Annotated in this window: 13 protein-coding genes; 12 read left to right on the forward strand and 1 reads right to left on the reverse strand. The window is 51.1% G+C overall.

Translation table 11 applies throughout. From position 1 onward, the window contains the following. Positions 1-177 precede the first annotated feature (177 nt). Complete coding sequence (locus CK797_RS06930; protein WP_181049542.1) at positions 178-2,601, forward strand: collagen-binding domain-containing protein; 2,424 nt, start codon at positions 178-180, stop codon at positions 2,599-2,601. Between the two features lie 57 nt (positions 2,602-2,658). Here CK797_RS06930 and cbpA read toward each other — a convergent pair whose 3' ends face one another. Beyond that, positions 2,659-3,297, reverse strand: a complete 639-nt coding sequence (gene cbpA, locus CK797_RS06935) for a cyclic di-AMP binding protein CbpA (RefSeq protein ID WP_104689028.1) — start codon at positions 3,295-3,297, stop codon at positions 2,659-2,661. 232 nt (positions 3,298-3,529) lie between these two features. On the opposite strand from cbpA, the gene pth reads away from it, so the two are divergent. The 11 genes from pth (at position 3,530) to lysS (ending at position 16,913) form a co-directional block, all read left to right on the forward strand. Continuing rightward, a complete protein-coding gene (gene pth / locus CK797_RS06940) occupies positions 3,530-4,090 on the forward strand; it encodes an aminoacyl-tRNA hydrolase (RefSeq protein ID WP_104689029.1) in 561 nt (186 codons plus the stop codon). A gap of 59 nt (positions 4,091-4,149) precedes the next feature. After that, a complete protein-coding gene (gene mfd, locus CK797_RS06945; protein ID WP_181049543.1) occupies positions 4,150-7,653 on the forward strand; it encodes a transcription-repair coupling factor in 3,504 nt (1,167 codons plus the stop codon). A gap of 19 nt (positions 7,654-7,672) precedes the next feature. Then, complete coding sequence (locus tag CK797_RS06950) at positions 7,673-7,939, forward strand: RNA-binding S4 domain-containing protein (protein ID WP_104689031.1); 267 nt, start codon at positions 7,673-7,675, stop codon at positions 7,937-7,939. A 104-nt stretch (positions 7,940-8,043) separates the two neighbouring features. Next, on the forward strand, positions 8,044-8,394 hold the full coding sequence (locus CK797_RS06955) for an FtsB family cell division protein (protein WP_225365039.1): 351 nt from the start codon (positions 8,044-8,046) through the stop codon (positions 8,392-8,394). 169 nt (positions 8,395-8,563) lie between these two features. Beyond that, a complete protein-coding gene (locus tag CK797_RS06960; protein ID WP_104689032.1) occupies positions 8,564-9,058 on the forward strand; it encodes a S1 domain-containing RNA-binding protein in 495 nt (164 codons plus the stop codon). A 1-nt stretch (position 9,059) separates the two neighbouring features. Then, positions 9,060-10,463 (forward strand): tRNA lysidine(34) synthetase TilS, encoded by a 1,404-nt coding sequence (gene tilS / locus CK797_RS06965; protein WP_104689033.1) that lies wholly within the window; start codon positions 9,060-9,062, stop codon positions 10,461-10,463. After that, entirely contained in the window at positions 10,456-10,998 is a 543-nt protein-coding gene (gene hpt, locus CK797_RS06970) for a hypoxanthine phosphoribosyltransferase (protein ID WP_104689034.1), read from the forward strand. Before tilS ends, hpt begins: the two co-directional genes overlap by 8 nt. Before the next feature lie 100 nt (positions 10,999-11,098). After that, on the forward strand, positions 11,099-13,246 hold the full coding sequence (gene ftsH / locus CK797_RS06975; protein ID WP_104689035.1) for an ATP-dependent zinc metalloprotease FtsH: 2,148 nt from the start codon (positions 11,099-11,101) through the stop codon (positions 13,244-13,246). A gap of 73 nt (positions 13,247-13,319) precedes the next feature. Then, positions 13,320-14,279, forward strand: coding sequence for an Hsp33 family molecular chaperone HslO (gene hslO / locus CK797_RS06980; protein ID WP_104689036.1), 960 nt, complete (start codon positions 13,320-13,322; stop codon positions 14,277-14,279). A 111-nt stretch (positions 14,280-14,390) separates the two neighbouring features. After that, positions 14,391-15,404, forward strand: coding sequence for a tRNA dihydrouridine synthase DusB (dusB, locus tag CK797_RS06985; RefSeq protein WP_104689037.1), 1,014 nt, complete (start codon positions 14,391-14,393; stop codon positions 15,402-15,404). Between the two features lie 15 nt (positions 15,405-15,419). Next, positions 15,420-16,913 (forward strand): lysine--tRNA ligase, encoded by a 1,494-nt coding sequence (gene lysS, locus CK797_RS06990; protein ID WP_104689038.1) that lies wholly within the window; start codon positions 15,420-15,422, stop codon positions 16,911-16,913. Positions 16,914-17,406 lie beyond the last annotated feature (493 nt).

The raw sequence follows: 17,406 nt of genomic DNA on the forward strand, positions 1-17,406 counted from the left end.
GACAAAAACATGATAATGTATTAAATGAGCAAAGAAGTGTTTTATTTAAAAGCTTTCTAAATAGGTGTTTACCCCCTATGACTGATGCTGATAGATAAAAGTAACGACGAATGCTACTTTTCTATTTTTGATCACAGGAGGATAAATGAAATGCTATCAAAAAAGAATGTAAGATTAATGATTGAAAAACAACAGCCACGCAAGCAGCAGTTTGGGATCCGCAAGCTGAGTATCGGTGTGGTGTCCGTGTTATTGGGACTACTATTTATCGGTGGTGGCAACCAGGTGGCCGCTGATGACCAGCAACTGGCTGCAACAGTGGACGCAAGCGTGGTGGCGAGTGGTACACCAATAAGTGACCATATAACGGCGAGTAGTGCTTCAACTTTAAACCCAACTAGTAGTGAGACAACTGTGGTGGCTAGCCCAGCAAGTACCGCTGCTCCATTAAGTACGCCTAGCAGTGCAGCTTCAAGTGTGAGCACATCGCCGGTGCTTAGCAGTCAGCCAGCGAGTCAGGTGGTAGCTAGCCAACAACCGGTCCAGCCAGTGGTCAATGACGCAAGTGCGAGCAGTCAGCCGGTCAACCCCGCTGTAGTGGAGACGCCGCAACCGGTGGTTAGCGATGTTCCAGTCAGTGATGCCAGTGCAGTGGAAAGCACTGTAACAAACGTGGATGGGGTTAATACGGAGAAGACACCATCACCGTCCGACCAACCTAGCAACGAACCAACACCACAAGATGTGGTCCAGACTGTGGACAAGATTCACTTTGACCAAGTCTTAAAGGACAAATACAACATTGACGTTAACCATCTTGACGCCAAGAGTGTCCTGATGTTAGCTTCCCTGTTTCACATCTTCGCCAACGAAGCTAACTTGGGCGCTGACGTGAACGGTAACATTGCCGTGGGAATTCTTAACAGTAATGTGGACTTTGGGACCCGTGGTGACTCTGTTCATCTGACACAGGGTGACATCTACTACATCCAGCAGCTTAACACTGGTCTGCAGAATGGTTCTTTCAGAAACGAACACTTCAACCACGTGGTATTCGGCCAGAATGTTAATGTGGAGATCATCAATGGACAGGTCTACGTTAACGGCCATCATATGGTAAACCTTAAGCCGGAAGAGGTTTTCAAAGACGCTACCGGTAGTAACTACATTGATTTTCCGACGGTCTTCCAGCGTCTATTGAAGGCGTCAAATTTCTACGCTAGCCAGGAAGAATCAGCTGGGGTAATCAAGGACTTTACCGACCAGAATAATCGCTACGTGGATGTTTCTAACGCGGTAGCCAAGGATAATGTTATCTACGTAAACATTCCGTTTGAATATCTTACACACCCGCAGCCAATCAAGATTTTTGGATTATCGAGCAAGGTTCACGGACCGACTGTAGTGATTAATGTGATCGGGATGCCGGCGGATGGTATGGTTTCAATTTCTACGCAAATAAAGCTGCACTATGATGATGAGAAGAACAATCACGTTAACCCAGGCGAAAGCCACGCTCACCCGAACCATGTCCTGTGGAACTTTGGGGAGACTACTGCCCAAATCAATATCGGAAGCGGGCACTTCATGGGAAGCCTGTTAGCACCGAATGCGCACGTGATAGCTGGGGTGAACGTCGATGGGAATATCATTGCCAGCATTGTCGACATCAAGGGTGGTGAGAGTCATAAGTGGGACATTCACCCGGTAGAGCCGCCGAGCTTTATCGTGATACCAGACCCAACGAATCCGACGAGTCCGACGAGCCCGACGAGCCCAACAAATCCGACGAGCCCAACAAGTCCAACAAATCCGACAAGTCCAACGAATCCGACGAGCCCAACGCAGCCAACAGAGCAGCCGAGTGACCCACAGCCGACGAGTCCAACGCAGCCAACAGAGCAGCCAAGTGCTCCACAGCCGACGAGTCCAACGCAGCCAACAGAGCAGCCAAGTGCTCCACAGCCAACGAGTCCAACGCAGCCAACGGAGCAGCCAAGTGCTCCACAACCGACGAATCCAACGCAGCCAACAGAGCAGCCAAGTGCTCCACAGCCAACGAGTCCAACGCAGCCAACAGAGCAGCCGAGTGCTCCACAGCCGACGGAGCCAGAGCAGCCAACGGAGCAGCCGAGTGACCCACAGCCAACAGAGCCAGAGCAGCCAACGGAACCAGAACAACCGACAGAACCGACGGAGCCAAGTGACCCACAGCCGACGAGCCCAACGCAGCCAACAGAGCAGCCGACGGAACCAGGTACCGTCGAGCCACCGACAGTTGAAGAGGAAGTGGCGGGGACAACCAACAAAGGTGATGATTCAAAAGATAACAACGACGCTCCAAAGCCAGAACCGACACCGGTGAAGCCGCTAGTTACCCATCCTGAGAAGACTACGACTCTAAAGAGCAACCAGCCAAATCAGGAGAAAGTGACGATGGCCTCGGCAGACGCGGTAGCAACTAGCCAGACCAGCAGCAAGGATGAGGGCCTCCCGCAGACGGGAGCTGCTGATAACCACGGAATCCTTTTGGGAATTGCATTGGCTATCACTGCTCAATTAGTGATTTGGGGACTGGTTAAGCCTAAGAAGAAAAAGTAACTAGAAAAAAGCATGCTGTAACTCAAAATTGAGCTGCAACATGCTTTTTCATGTTTATCAGTAACCCTGGTGTAGGTCCTCAACCTCGGGCACCTCAAATCCCTTCTTAGTCAGGCGTTTAACGACTTTCTCCATTTTTTCGTGGCTGACGTCGGCTGGCAGGGTAAAGAGAATTTGCTTGACCGACGAGTGCTGAGGGTCGAAAGAAAGAACGTTAACGATCTGGCAGTAGCGAGTGATTTCTTTGGTAGCCGTCATCAGTGCTCCTCGTTCGTCAGGAGCGACCACCGTCAGAACGTAGCTGCCGTTGTTGACATTCCAGCCTTCTGCTAGGACTCGGAGCAGGCTGTTGTGCGTCAGAATTCCGTAGAACTGATTATTTTCATCGAGAACTGCAATGTAGGGCAGGTCACGGATAGCAAAGAAGACCGAGAAGAAGGCTGATTTGATGGATACAAACTTGGTGGCGTTCTTGAGCAGGGCAGTCACCGGTAGGTTCATGTCGCCATTGCGGGACTTGTGACGGTAGAGGTGCATCTTGTAAATATTGCCCCGGAAGATCTTGCCAGACTCGTCGAGGACCGGCACGCAACGATAGCCGGTGTTCTCCAAGACCGTCAGTGCTTCGGCAAGGGTGGCTGTTTCGGGTAGGGTCGTCAGAGTGTCCTTTTTCTTGATGAGTGAACTAAAAATCATGATACTATTCCTCTATTTCGTTTCTTAAGTGCACTAAACATCATAACACAATTTCAGTACTGCCATGAGCATGAGAAAGCAATGTAAATGGATTTAGAATTACTGCTAACGGGGCATGATAGTTTTCACTTTGGGGCGGTAAGCGTATAATATGTAACGGATACACTGCTGGACGGGGTTCTCTCCCGTGCGGCCTTTTTGCATTTTTGACGCGAAGGGATGGAGAATAATTATGAAGATGATTGTTGGCTTAGGAAACATCGGGACCCGTTACGATGAGACGCGGCACAATACTGGTTTCATGGTCGTGGACCAGCTGGCTCGGGACTATCACTTGGGGGCTTTTAGCCATCTCAAGCAGGAAGCGGTCGCGGTCAGCGGCGTGATCAACGGTACGAAGGTGATGCTGGTCAAACCAACTACCTTCATGAACGACTCAGGACGGGCGGTTGGCCCTTTGGTTGACTATTATGGTCTGGACCTCGCCGACCTAGTGATTGTCAACGATGACTTGGATATGCCGGTTGGTCAGATCCGTCTGAAAACTCATGGTGCCTCAGGTGGTCATAACGGGCTGAAGAGTATCATCAACGCCCTGGGTACTAAGCAGTTTAACCGGGTTAAACTCGGTATCGACCACCCCCAGCATGGGACGGTAGTTGGCCATGTCCTGGGTAAGTTTACCAAGGAGGAACGGCCCCAGTTCGATGCGGCTGTTGTACAGGCAGAGCACGCACTAGAGGACTGGCTCAAGGGTGAGGATTTCGCCCAGTTGATGAATGACTATAACTAAGGAATCAGGATTAGTGAAGGGAGTGAATAGTTGTGCAGCTTGCGGACTTTATTGAAAAGATGCCCGCTTTTCAGAAGATTAGCACACGGTTGAAACCGGCCAGTCGTCAATTGGTCACCGGCATCTCCGGCTCGGCACGAGCACTCCTTTTGTCGGCACTTCAGGATAAGCAGACTCGACCGCTCCTGGTGGTGACTGACAGCATAGCCCACATGCAGGAGCTGGCCGACGATCTGGGCAGCTTGGTTGGTGAAGAACGGATCTTTCAATTTCCGGTTGAGGAGGTGTTAGCGGCTGAGGTGGCAACCAGCTCGCCTAACTACCGCCTTCAACGGGTGCAGTCCCTGGCGGCGCTGGGTAAGCAGGAAGCCGCTATCGTGGTGACGTCGGCGGCTGGGCTGCGCCGAAACGTGGTCTCCCCCAAGTTCTTTGCTCAGGCCACCCTAAAAGTTGCAGCCGGGGATGAATTAGATCCTCAGCAGGCCCGTGATCAGTTAAGTGCAATGGGCTACCAGTTGCAGAAGATGGTCCTGCGTCCCGGTGACTTTGCGGTCCGGGGGTCGATTATTGACATTTACGCTTTGAACACGACCGATCCGGTCCGAATCGACCTCTTCGATACTGAGGTCGACTCGTTACGCTACTTTGACGCCAGTACTCAGCGAAGTATCAAGAATATTGACCAGGTAGAGATTCTGCCCGCTACCGACTTTATCCTACCTCCGACCGAATTTGACCGGGTCCGTCAGGCGGTAACTGATCAGTATCACCAGCTGATGGCACAGTTGACGGACACGGATGACGATATCCGTCAACAGGTCGCCAACCGTTTTGAACCGATGTTAACGGCGCTCGCCCAGCACCGGCTAACTAATGATCTCCAAGAGTTCAGTAATCTGGTCTACCCGGCGGCTCACTCCTTGCTCGATTACCTGGCAGCTGACGGGGTAGTCTATTTTGATGATTTTGGGCGAATTAAACAGGCGGCTAAGCAGATGGCAGCCGAGGACCAGTCCTGGCTGGCCGATAAAGTAAAGTACCACCAGCTGGTGACGGTTCCCCAACTAGGCAACGATCTAGACCAGCTGACCAAGAGTGACGAGCATGCCCAACTTTATGGGGCTCTCTTCAAGAAGGGGATGGGCAGCCTGCGCTTCACCCAGCTGGTCGAACTGACGACCCGGCCGATGCAGCGTTTCTTCGGTCAGATGCCCTTGCTCAAGACGGAACTTCAGCACTGGACTGACCAGGGTCAAACCGTGGTCCTGATGGCCAACAGCAAGTCTCGTCGTGACCAGATTGCCCGAACCCTTCACGACTTTGGAATTGAGGCGACCGAAACCGGGACTACTGCTCTGCGTCCCAACGTGATCCAACTGGTGGCGGCTAACCTAAATAACGGTTTTGAGATGCCGGCAGGCGGATTGGTGGTTATCACCGAGGGTGAAATGTTTAAGCAGGTGACCAAGCGGCGTCATCGGCCCCAAAAACTGGCCAACGCGGAACGACTTAAGAGTTACACCGACCTCAAGCCAGGAGACTATGTGGTCCATGTTAACCACGGGATTGGGATCTTTAGCGGGATCCGGACGATGACAGTTGACGGTGTTCATCAGGATTACATGGTGATTAATTACCGCAACAACGCCCAGATCTTCGTACCGGTAACCCAGCTGAATCTGGTTCAGAAATACGTCTCGTCCGAATCGAAGACGCCCCGGATCAATCGTCTTGGTGGTAATGAATGGGCGAAGACTAAGCGCCGAGTAGCTGCCAAGGTTGAGGACATTGCCGACGAACTGGTTGATCTCTATTCTAAGCGCGAGACGGCCAAGGGTTACGCCTTCCCGGCTGACGACTACCTGCAGAAGCAATTCGATGCCAATTTTCCCTATACGGAGACCCGTGACCAGTTACGGAGCATCAATGAGATCAAGCAGGACATGGAGAAGGCCAAGCCAATGGACCGCCTTTTGGTCGGGGATGTTGGTTACGGTAAGACCGAGGTTGCAATGCGAGCCATCTTCAAGGCGGTTGCGGGTGGTAAACAGGTAGCTTTTCTAGTGCCGACGACCGTTCTGGCCCAGCAGCACTATGACACCATGACCAAACGTTTTGCGGGCTTTCCAATCAAGATTGCGCTGATGTCACGTTTTAAGACCAACAAGGAACTCAAAGAGACCGATGCTGCACTTGCGGCCGGCAAGGTTGACGTCGTCGTCGGCACCCACCGGATTCTCTCCAAGGATGTTCGCTTCAAGGACCTTGGTCTGGTGATCGTCGATGAGGAACAACGTTTTGGCGTCAAGCATAAGGAACGTCTCAAGGAGCTGAAGAACAACGTTGACGTTTTGACACTGACGGCAACCCCGATCCCGCGGACCCTTCACATGTCGATGCTGGGGGTCCGGGACCTCTCCGTCTTGGAGACTCCTCCAGCAGGCCGTTTCTCGATTCAGACCTATGTGATGGAGCAAAACGACGGTGCCATCCGCGACGGGATCATGCGTGAGATGCAGCGGGGCGGTCAGGTTTATTACCTGCACAATCGGGTTAGTGATATTGAGGAGACGGTTGCTAAGCTCAAGGAACTTGTTCCCGAGGCTGCAATTGGCTATATCAATGGCCAGATGAGTGAAAATGAGCTGGAGACAGTTCTATACGAATTCATCCAGGGCAACTACGATGTTCTGGTGACGACCTCGATCATCGAAACCGGGGTGGATATTCCTAACGTTAATACCCTTTTTGTGGAGAATGCAGACCGGATGGGGCTGGCCCAGCTCTACCAGATTCGGGGACGGATTGGACGGAGTAACCGGGTTGCTTATGCCTATTTCATGTATCAGCCTAACAAGGTTCTGACCGAACTGGGGGAGAAACGGTTAGCGGCAATTCGAGACTTCACCGAGCTCGGATCTGGATTCAAGATTGCAATGCGGGACCTGGCGATCCGGGGAGCTGGTAACCTGCTCGGTAAGCAGCAGCACGGCTTTATCGACTCGGTAGGGTATGATCTCTACTCGGCCATGCTCAGTGATGCGGTGGCCAAAAAGCAGGGGAAGAAGGTCAAAGTAACCGCTGACGCCGAGGTCGAATTGGGGGTCGAGGCCTACTTGCCGGATGACTATATTGATGACCAGCAACAGAAGATTGAGCTGTACAAGACCATTCGTCAGGCCACTGATGATAACGAGCTGTTGGATATCCAGGGTGATTTAATTGATCGCTTTGGCGACTACCCGACTGCGGTTGGTAACCTACTGTTGATTAGTAAATTGAAACGGCGTGCTGATCTGGCGTTGATTGCCCAGATTAAGCGTCAGCGGGATAACATTATGATTACCTTCAGTCCTAAGGGAAGCCATCTGGTCAAAGTGGCCGCGATTATCAAGCAGCTGGCTAAAACTCACTTCAAGGCCACCCTGGGAGAGCGCGACCAGCAGCTGACCATCCGACTGGTGATCCAGCCGAAGATGACGACCAGCGACTGGCTCAATCAGCTTCTCAAGCTGGTTGGTGGCCTGGCCGATGTCGTGCAGAACAACAACCAAGCAGCATGAAAATGATGGAGGATTACAAATGCGATTAGATAAGTTCTTAAAGGTTTCACGGATCATTAAGCGGCGGTCGGTCGCTAAGGAGATTGCTGATCAAGGGCGAATCCTGGTTAACGACCGGCCGGCCAAGTCATCGACCAAGGTGGCAGCTGGTGATACCTTGACGATCAAGTTTGGCAACAAGACTGAAGTGGTCAAGATCAACCAGATCGTGGAGACCACCAAGAAAAGTGATGCTGAGGATATGTATGAGATTATAGACGAGAAGTACGCTGAAAATTTTGATTGAAACTATAAAAATGTTGATATTTTGTTCGATAAGTTATAGACAAGCGGGCACTTTCATTGATATACTAAAAAGAGAATAAAATCATAGAAAGTGAGGGGAATCAATTGAAAAATCGCAAAGTTGTTCAGCTTAAGACCCCTCATACCCAGCAGATAAGCATGGATCGGGCGGCACGCCACCGTGTTCATGTCCGTCGCTGTGAACGGATTGTGGCGGTTTTTGCCATCATTTTCCTCTTTCTGGGATTTCAAATCGTACGTAGCCGGCATTCCCTTACCAAGGTCAACGCCAGCATTCGTCAGACGCAGACCCAGCTTGCGGCGCAGAAAGCTAAGGGGCAAAAGCTTAATCAACAGGTCAAACAGTTGCATGACCCTGAGTACATTCAGCAGGTAATTCGTTCAAAATACAATTACAGCAAGAAGGGTGAAACAGTTTATAATCTGAATGATTGACGAGTATCGCGTGGATTATGGTCGAAAGATCAGATCCGCGCGATTTTTCGCTTGATTTAGCACTAATAATGGTTCAAACTATACTTGTTTGTAGAAATATGTATGGTATACTCATTACCAAGTTAATTACAAAAATAATTAGATGATTCGAGGAGGATCTTAGAGTTTCATGGCAATTGAAGTGGGAGCAAAGGTTTCAGGTAAGGTTTCAGGAATTACAAACTTTGGTGCGTTCGTTGACCTGGACGATAACCAGACGGGACTGGTACACATCAGTCAGATTTCTGATAAGTACATTAAGGACATCCACGACGTTTTGTCAGTGGGAGACACGGTGACGGTCAAGGTTACCCGGGTTGGTGACGATGGTAAGATTGCCCTTTCGATGAAAGCGGCGGCTCCACACGAACAACACGAAGGCCATGAACACGGTCATTTTGATCATCGTCAACACGGTGAGGAACGTCATTTCCACCACGCACGCAACAATGACTTCCATGGTCGCCGGAGTGGTTTCAATGGTGGTCATCACCACAGTAGTCATCAGCATGAGAACTTTGATGACATGCTGGCAGGCTACTTGAAGGAAAGTGAATCTCGTTTGTCAACGCTGAAACGCCAGACAGACGGTAAGCGTGGCGGCCGTGGCGGCCGGCGGAGCTAACATGACCGAGACAATTCGTAAACAATTCGAGCGGCACCTCAGACAGGGCCGCTTTTTTGCTAGGAATGACCTGGTGGTGGTAGCTGTCTCTACCGGGGTCGACTCGATGGCTCTTCTTGATCTTCTCCAGGGATTACCGGATGATTTACAGCCCCGCCTGCTGGTCGCCCATGTCAACCATGAGCTGCGTAGTCAGAGTGTAGATGAAGAAGCTTATCTGCGCAGGTATTGCCGCCAGCATGACCTGCCCTTGATGGTGGCCCACTGGAAGACTGCTGATCATCCCGTTCATGGGGTGGAGAATGCTGCTCGTCAGTTTCGTTACGCCTTCTTCAAACAGGTGATGCGACAGTACGGTGCGACAACGGTGGTGACTGCTCATCACGCTAACGACCTGGCCGAGACGATGTTGATGAAGCTAACCCGTGGCGGCCAGCTCGACCAGCTGGTTGGCATTCACGACCAACGGCCTCTGGGGACGGGAAAATTGGTCCGCCCCTTGCTGAATTTCACCAAGAACGAGCTTTATCAGTATGCTCGTCAGCGGGGATTAAAGTGGTATGAGGACCAGACCAATCACGAGCTAACAGTATCCCGTAACCGTTACCGTCACCAGATTATTCCGGCTCTGGAGCGGGAGAATCCCCGCTTAATTGAGCATCTGCTAGACTATCGGACTCAACTAACCGGACTACTAAATTGGCGGGCACAGGAACTCACCCATCTTTTGGGTACCATTCAGGATGGTGACCACCTTCGACTGGCAAGTCTGTTGCGCTTGCCACGCTTTCAGCAGGAGGCGGTACTGCGTTACTGGCTGGAGACAGCTGGGGTAACCGACCTGAAGGCGGGGATGGCGACGCAATTATGTCAGGCACTGGCTAATCCCCAGAAGCCGCAGGATCGGATTAACTTACCGGGTGACTGGGTCTTAGTTAAGGACTATCGTACCTGTTGGTTGGAAAATATCAATAAATTGCCGGACCAATGGCAAAATGAGGCGGCGTATATGGTAAAATTGGGCCAACAATACCCAATCGACGATCGTCGTCAGCTGATAGTGGCTAGTCCGTCCGACCAGCTCGCGACTGTAGACTGGGACCAGGTGATGACAATGTGGCTGGATCCGCAGCGGTTGCCGCTGACCCTGCGGCCCTGGCAGCCTGGTGATCACCTTCGTCTCAAGGGAGGTGGCCACCAGCTGGTTCGTCGGGTGCTGATCGACCAAAAGGTGCCGACTGCCGCCCGTGACCGTCAGCTAGTCCTGGTTGACGTCACAGGTACGGTAGTCTGGCTGATTGATCGCAAGTGGAGCTGGTTTGACCGGCCCACCGATTACCGCCAGCGCTGGCAGCAATTATTGATTGGGATTATAAACAAAGAGGAGCACAAGCGTTATGAATAACGATATCGAAAAGGTCCTATTTACTAAGGAAGATATTGAGGCCGCTACAGACCGCCTAGCCAAGCAGCTGTCAGATGAGTACCGTGACAAGCGGCCACTGATCATCTCAGTTCTAACTGGGGCGGTTCTATTCACCGTCGATATGATCGAGAAGATGGACATCATGGCCCAGCTTGACTTTATCGACATCTCAACTTACTTTGGCGGCGCCCAGTCTACTGGGAAGCTGACCTTGATTCATGACCTGACTACTGACGTCAAGGGACGCAACGTCTTGATCATGGAGGACATTGTTGACAGTGGTCACACCCTTAAGTTCCTGGTTGACCTTTTGAAGGAGCGTGGTGCTAAGAGTATCAAGACCGCTACGATGATGGATAAGCCCGAGGGCCGGCAATATGACGTGACTGTTGACTACTACGGGGTCCGGGTGCCAAACGAGTTCCTAGTTGGTTACGGGCTCGACTATAAGGGTTACTATCGGAATCTGCCGTATATCGGGATCCTGAAGCCGTCCGTCTACCAAGAGGATTAGGACTGGAGGTTACCCGCTTAATTAATGGTCAATAATTGTCAAGTATGCTATTATAGTGGGTACAATTATTAAAATTGATGCTGGTAGTTAGGAGGTTGTTATGAACAACAATCGTAGAAACAATAATTTCACTCATAACGTTCTCTTCTACGCCGTGATGTTCTTATGTATCATGGGAATCGTCTACTTTTTCTTTGGCGGTAACCAATCCAACAGTCAGAGTAAGACTGTTTCCCAAAGTGAGTTCATCACCGAGCTGAAGGACAATAAGGTTAAGAGTGTCCAGCTTCAACCAAACGGTGGGGTATACAAAGTAACTGGGACTTATCGTAAGCCGCAGGCCAACAATGCAAACTCCACTAACAGCTTTGCGTTAGCACCACAACGCGACAACAAGGTTTCAAATTTCCAAAGCTCTGTTCTTTCGAGCGACGTGACGGTTAGTCAACTGCAAAAGTACGCTAACCAGCACGATGTTAAGCTGAGTACGCGGGCTGAGGAAACTAACAGTATTTGGATGAACCTGCTGTTGACGGTGCTGCCACTGGTCATCATGATTTTCTTCTTCTACATGTTGATGGGCCAAGCTGGTCAAGGTGGCGGTGGCCGTGGGGTGATGAGCTTTGGTAAGACCAAGGCCAAACCAGCGGACCCGAAGAAGAATAAGGTTCGTTTCTCCGACGTTGCCGGTGAAGAGGAAGAAAAGCAGGAACTGGTTGAAGTTGTTGAATTTCTGAAGAATCCGAAGAAGTTCACCCGTCTCGGTGCCAAGATCCCATCCGGGGTCCTGCTTGAGGGGCCTCCGGGTACCGGTAAGACCCTGCTGGCCAAAGCCGTTGCCGGGGAATCCGGCGTACCGTTCTTCTCCATTTCTGGTTCGGACTTCGTTGAGATGTTTGTCGGGGTTGGTGCCAGCCGTGTCCGGGACCTATTTGACCAGGCTAAGAAGGCCGCACCGGCCATCATCTTTATCGATGAAATTGATGCTATCGGTCGGCGTCGTGGAAACGGCATGGGCGGCGGCAACGATGAACGTGAACAGACATTGAACCAGTTGCTGGTTGAGATGGACGGTTTCCAGGGTGACGAAGGGGTCATCGTGATGGCGGCGACGAACCGTTCTGATGTCCTTGATCCCGCCCTTCTGCGGCCAGGTCGTTTCGATCGGAAGATTCTGGTTGGCCGGCCTGACGTCAAGGGGCGTGAAGCCATTTTGCGGGTGCACGCCAAGAATAAGCCGATTGCGGCCGATGTTGATCTGAAGGAAATTGCCAAACAGACTCCTGGCTTTGTCGGGGCCGATCTGGCCAACTTGCTGAACGAGGCGGCCTTGCTTGCGGCGCGGCGTGGCAAGAGCGAGATCGACGCTTCCGACTTAGACGAGGCCGAGGACCGGGTTATTGCTGGTCCCGCCAAGCACGACCGGGTCGAATCTGCCCAGGAGCGGAAGACCGTGGCCTACCACGAGGCAGGGCACACGATTGTCGGGCTGGTTCTCAATGATGCCCGGGTAGTTCATAAGGTAACGATCGTGCCGCGTGGTCGAGCTGGTGGATACGCCATTATGCTGCCGCGTGAGGACGAGATGCTGATGTCCAAGAAGAATGCTAAGGAGCAGATTGCCGGTCTGATGGGTGGTCGTGCTGCTGAAGAGCTGATCTTCAAGTCCCAGTCATCTGGAGCCTCCAACGACTTCGAACAGGCGACCCAGATCGCTCGAGCAATGGTTACCCAATACGGGATGAGCGAGAAGATCGGTCCTGTCGAGCTGCAGAGCTCCGGTCAGGTCTTCGCTGGTCAGGGTTATGACCAGTCGCCATACTCTGAGAAGACGGCGGCTCTTGTGGATGAGGAAATTCGGCGGATCTTAAATGAAGGTCACGAACAGGCTCTTCACATTATCGAGACCCACCGTGAACAGCACAAAGCGATTGCCGAAGCCTTACTGAAGTACGAGACCCTGAACGAGAAGGAGATTCTCAGTCTGTACAAGACCGGGAAGATCCCTGAAAAGGATCACGCAGCTGAGGACGAAAAGGCCTATGCTCAAACCTTTGAAGAATCCAAGCGGGCACTTGAACGCATGGAGGACGCTAAGCGGGATAGCAAGACCGAAGCCGCTGATAACCAGGCTAAGGATGATCAGCCAGTGTCAACTGATAATCATCCTACTGATCAAGGTGGCCAAGATGATCATAATGATCAACAGGGTCACGATGACTCAGCAGATTCTGATCACCGTGAATAGTAAAATGCTAAAATAGGAGCGAGACAACGAAAATGTGTCGCTCCTATTTTTAATTTAAGGAGGAAATAATATTATGAAGACGACAGATTACTTAGTAAAGAGCATGACCAAGGACGGTAAGTTCCGAGCCTACGCCGTAAATGCTACCCAGTTGGTTGAGAAGGCTCATGAGATTCACGACACCTGGAGTGCATCTTCTGCAGCGCTAGGGCGAACCCTCGTTGGAACTCTCTTGCTGGCTACCGCAGGCTTGCAGGGTGAGGCCGGAATGACGGTTAAAATCCAGGGTAATGGTCCGGTTGGCTATATTGTGGCCGATGGGACGGCTAACGGTACCGTGAAGGGCTACATGGGCAACCCCCATGTCAACTTGCCGAGTAATGATAAGGGTAAGATTGACGTTGCCGGTGCAGTTGGCACGAAGGGGACCCTGTCTGTCACTAAGATGGCGCCGGGAGATAAGACACCGTACACTGGTGAGGTTAACTTAGTTTCTGGAGAACTAGGTGATGACTTTACTTACTACCTGGCCCAGTCCGAGCAGATTCCATCCGCGGTCGGTCTTTCCGTTTTCGTTAATACTGATGACAGTATTGAAGTAGCCGGGGGCTTCATGATTCAAGTTATGCCAGGAGCTTCTAATGAGGAGATTAGCAAGCTGGAGAAGACGTTAAAGGGGATGCCGCTTGTTTCAGAAATGCTTCGGGATGGCGATACACCAGAGGACATCCTTCATAAGATGTTTGGCAACGAATTGAAGATCCTTGACAAGATGCCGGTCCGCTACGAGTGTGACTGCTCCAAGCAGCGTTTTGCCCGGGCCTTGGAGAGCATCGCAAGCAAGGACCTGAAGAAGCTGATTGATGAGGACCACCATGCCGAAACAGTCTGTCAGTTCTGTGGTAAGAAGTATGAATTCAGCGAGGATGAACTTCAACTGATCTATGATAAGAAGGTTGCCGACGCGGCGGCAGACAAGGAGCTTGCCGCAAAGCAGCAGAAAGCTGACGACGACAAACCGTCCCAAAAGTAGTTGTTTGGTCTGGTCAAGGAGATGTGCTATGATAGTCTGGTTATCGGACATTAAAAATAGGCGGGAAGTGGCTGGCCAACCCATTTCCCGAGAAGACAATGAGGTGAAAAGATGAAGTGGAAGATCGGTAATGTGGAGATTCCCAACCAGGTGGTGGTTGCCCCGATGGCGGGTGTGACTAACTCAGCTTTCCGAGTGATCTGCAAGGAGTTCGGCGCCGGATATGTCGTCTGTGAGATGATCTCAGACCGGGGAATCATGTATCACAACAAACGAACGCTGAACATGATGAATGTCGACCCAAGTGAGCACCCGATGGGAATTCAGATCTTCGGGGGCACCAAGGAGACCCTGGTGGAGGCGGCTAAGTACGTTGATGAGCACACTGCCGCCGATGTGATCGATATCAACATGGGCTGTCCGGTCAATAAGGTTGTTAAGACCGATGCTGGGGCTCGCTGGTTACTCGATCCTAATAAGGTCTATGAGATGGTGTCCTACGTCACAGATGCCGTTAAGAAGCCGGTCACAGTCAAGATGCGGACTGGCTGGGATGATAAGCATATCTATGCAGTGAAGAACGCTCTAGCTGCCGAGCGGGCGGGTGCCAGCGCCATCGCCATGCATGGACGGACCCGAAAACAGATGTATACGGGACACGCCGATTGGAATATACTAAAAGAAGTAGCTGATCATTTAACGATCCCGTTCATGGCCAATGGCGACATCCGGACGCCGGAAGATGCCAAGAAGGTTTTGGACATGACTGGGGCCACGGCCGCCATGATTGGCCGAGCCGCAATGGGGAACCCCTGGATGCTGACGCGGACGGAACACTACCTGGAAACTGGTGAACTGCTGCCGGAAGCTACCCCAGCCGAGAAGATCAAGATGGCCAAGGAGCACCTGAACCGGCTGATTGATCTCAAGGGTGAGTACGTCGGCGTACGTGAATTCCGGGGCCTATCAACCTACTACCTGAAGGGAATTCCGCGTTCTGCCCGGACCAAGGCGGCCCTGGTAGAGGCAGAGACCCGCGACCAGATGAACGAGATTTTTGACCGTTTTGTTGAACAGACGGCGGAGCGGGAAATGAAGCGGGCTGCGCGCAAGCAAGCTCAATAAGAGGAGGAAAATTTTGTGTCACAAGAACTAGATCAAATGCGTGTTCGTCGTGAGAAGATGGAGGAGCTCGAACAGGCGGGAATTGAACCGTTTGGCCGTCGCTTTAAGCGTGACCACCTGGCCCAACAGATTCGTGACGAGTATGACCAATTCGATAAAGACGAGCTGAACGACAAGGGTGCTATGGTAATCATTGCCGGTCGGATGACCCGGAAGCGGAGCAGTGGTAAGGCGGGCTTCGCGGACTTTGTTGACCGGACCGGTAAAATCCAGGTATACGCCCGGAAGGACATGGTTGGTGACGAGCAGTACCACATTTTCAAGCGGGCAGATATCGGTGACTTCCTTGGTATCGAGGGGGATGTTATCAAGACCAACACCGGGGAGCTGACGGTACGGGCTCATAAGATCACATTCCTGGCCAAGGCTCTGCGTCCACTGCCAAATAAGTGGGAAGGGGTCACTGACCCGGAGACGATCTACCGGCAGCGTTACCTGGATTTGATTTCTAACCCGGAGAGTTTCAAGCGTTTCCACCAGCGGACCGCAATTATCAAGGCCGTCCGTAAGTACATGGATGACCATGGCTTTACTGAGGTTGAAACGCCAATCCTGAACACCCAGGCCGGTGGGGCCAATGCACGGCCATTCGTTACGCACCATAACGCCCTGGATATCGACATGTACCTGCGGATCGCGACTGAGTTGTACTTAAAGCGGCTGATTGTCGGTGGCTTCGAGCGGGTTTATGAACTGGGACGGATCTTCCGGAATGAGGGGATGGACCCGCACCACAATCCTGAATTTACAACGATGGAAACCTATGCAGCCTACTTTGACTTCCATGACGTTATGGATGAAACGGAAGGGATCGTCAAGGCGGCTGCCAAGGTAGTTTCAGATAATGGTCACGTTATTTACCAGGGTCATGATATCGACCTAGCTAGTGACTTCAAGCGGATCACGATGGTTGACGCTGTCAAGGAGAAGACGGGAATTGATTTTAGTGATCCTGCTATGACCGATGATGACGCCAAGAAACTGGCTGACGAACATCATGTTGAATATAAGCCGTTCTGGAAGAAGGGGCACATTTTGAGTGCCTTCTTTGACGAGTATGTCGAGAAGACCCTGATCCAACCAACCTTTGTCTACGAGTTCCCAGTGGAGGTTTCGCCACTGGCTAAGCGGAATGCTGATAATCCGGACATGACTGACCGTTTCGAACTCTACGTGGATGGGAGTGAGTTGGCCAACGCCTTCAGTGAATTAAACGATCCAATTGATCAAAAGCACCGTTTTGAGATGCAGGCTGAGGAGAAGGCAAACGGAAACGATGAGGCCGAACCGGTTGATCTTGATTACGTTCAGGCTCTAGAATACGGAATGCCGCCAACGGGTGGTCTCGGGATCGGAATTGACCGGCTGGTAATGTTACTGACTGATGCCAAGTCTATTCGGGATGTGATCCTGTTCCCGACGATGCGGCCAGAAAAGAGCAAGAAGTAAACTTAACTATGAAGAACCGAGTGACGAGATGTCACTCGGCTTTTTCTTTGCTTAAAATGGAACGTATAATATATGGCCATTATATGGTGCTTGTTAGGATTCCTTGAATACAACAGACTGTGATCTACTAGAAAGTTCAGCTTTAATAAATTAAATCAAATTAATTGCAAAATCGGTTGACAATCCATGAGAGAGTAGGTATAGTTATTATCGTTGTCTGAGCGTGATGCAATTACTTTTAGTGATTGGCACGTTTGCAACAGCTTATTAGGATCGTTTGATTGATTCATTTGCGAATTTGAAAAAATTCTTGACTTCAGTTAGATGATTATGATAAAATATTTTTGCTGGTTTTGGCCAGCACGGTAGACCTTTGAAAACTGAACAAAGTTTTTGACGAACTAAATGTGTAGGGTCTTCAATCACTTCGGTGATTTGAAGCAAAACATTTGCGAAGTCAATTCGCTTAATTAATTTGATTTAGAGCTATTCA

This window comes from Limosilactobacillus pontis, assembly GCF_002940945.1.
Classification (GTDB): Bacteria; Bacillota; Bacilli; order Lactobacillales; family Lactobacillaceae; genus Limosilactobacillus; species Limosilactobacillus pontis_A.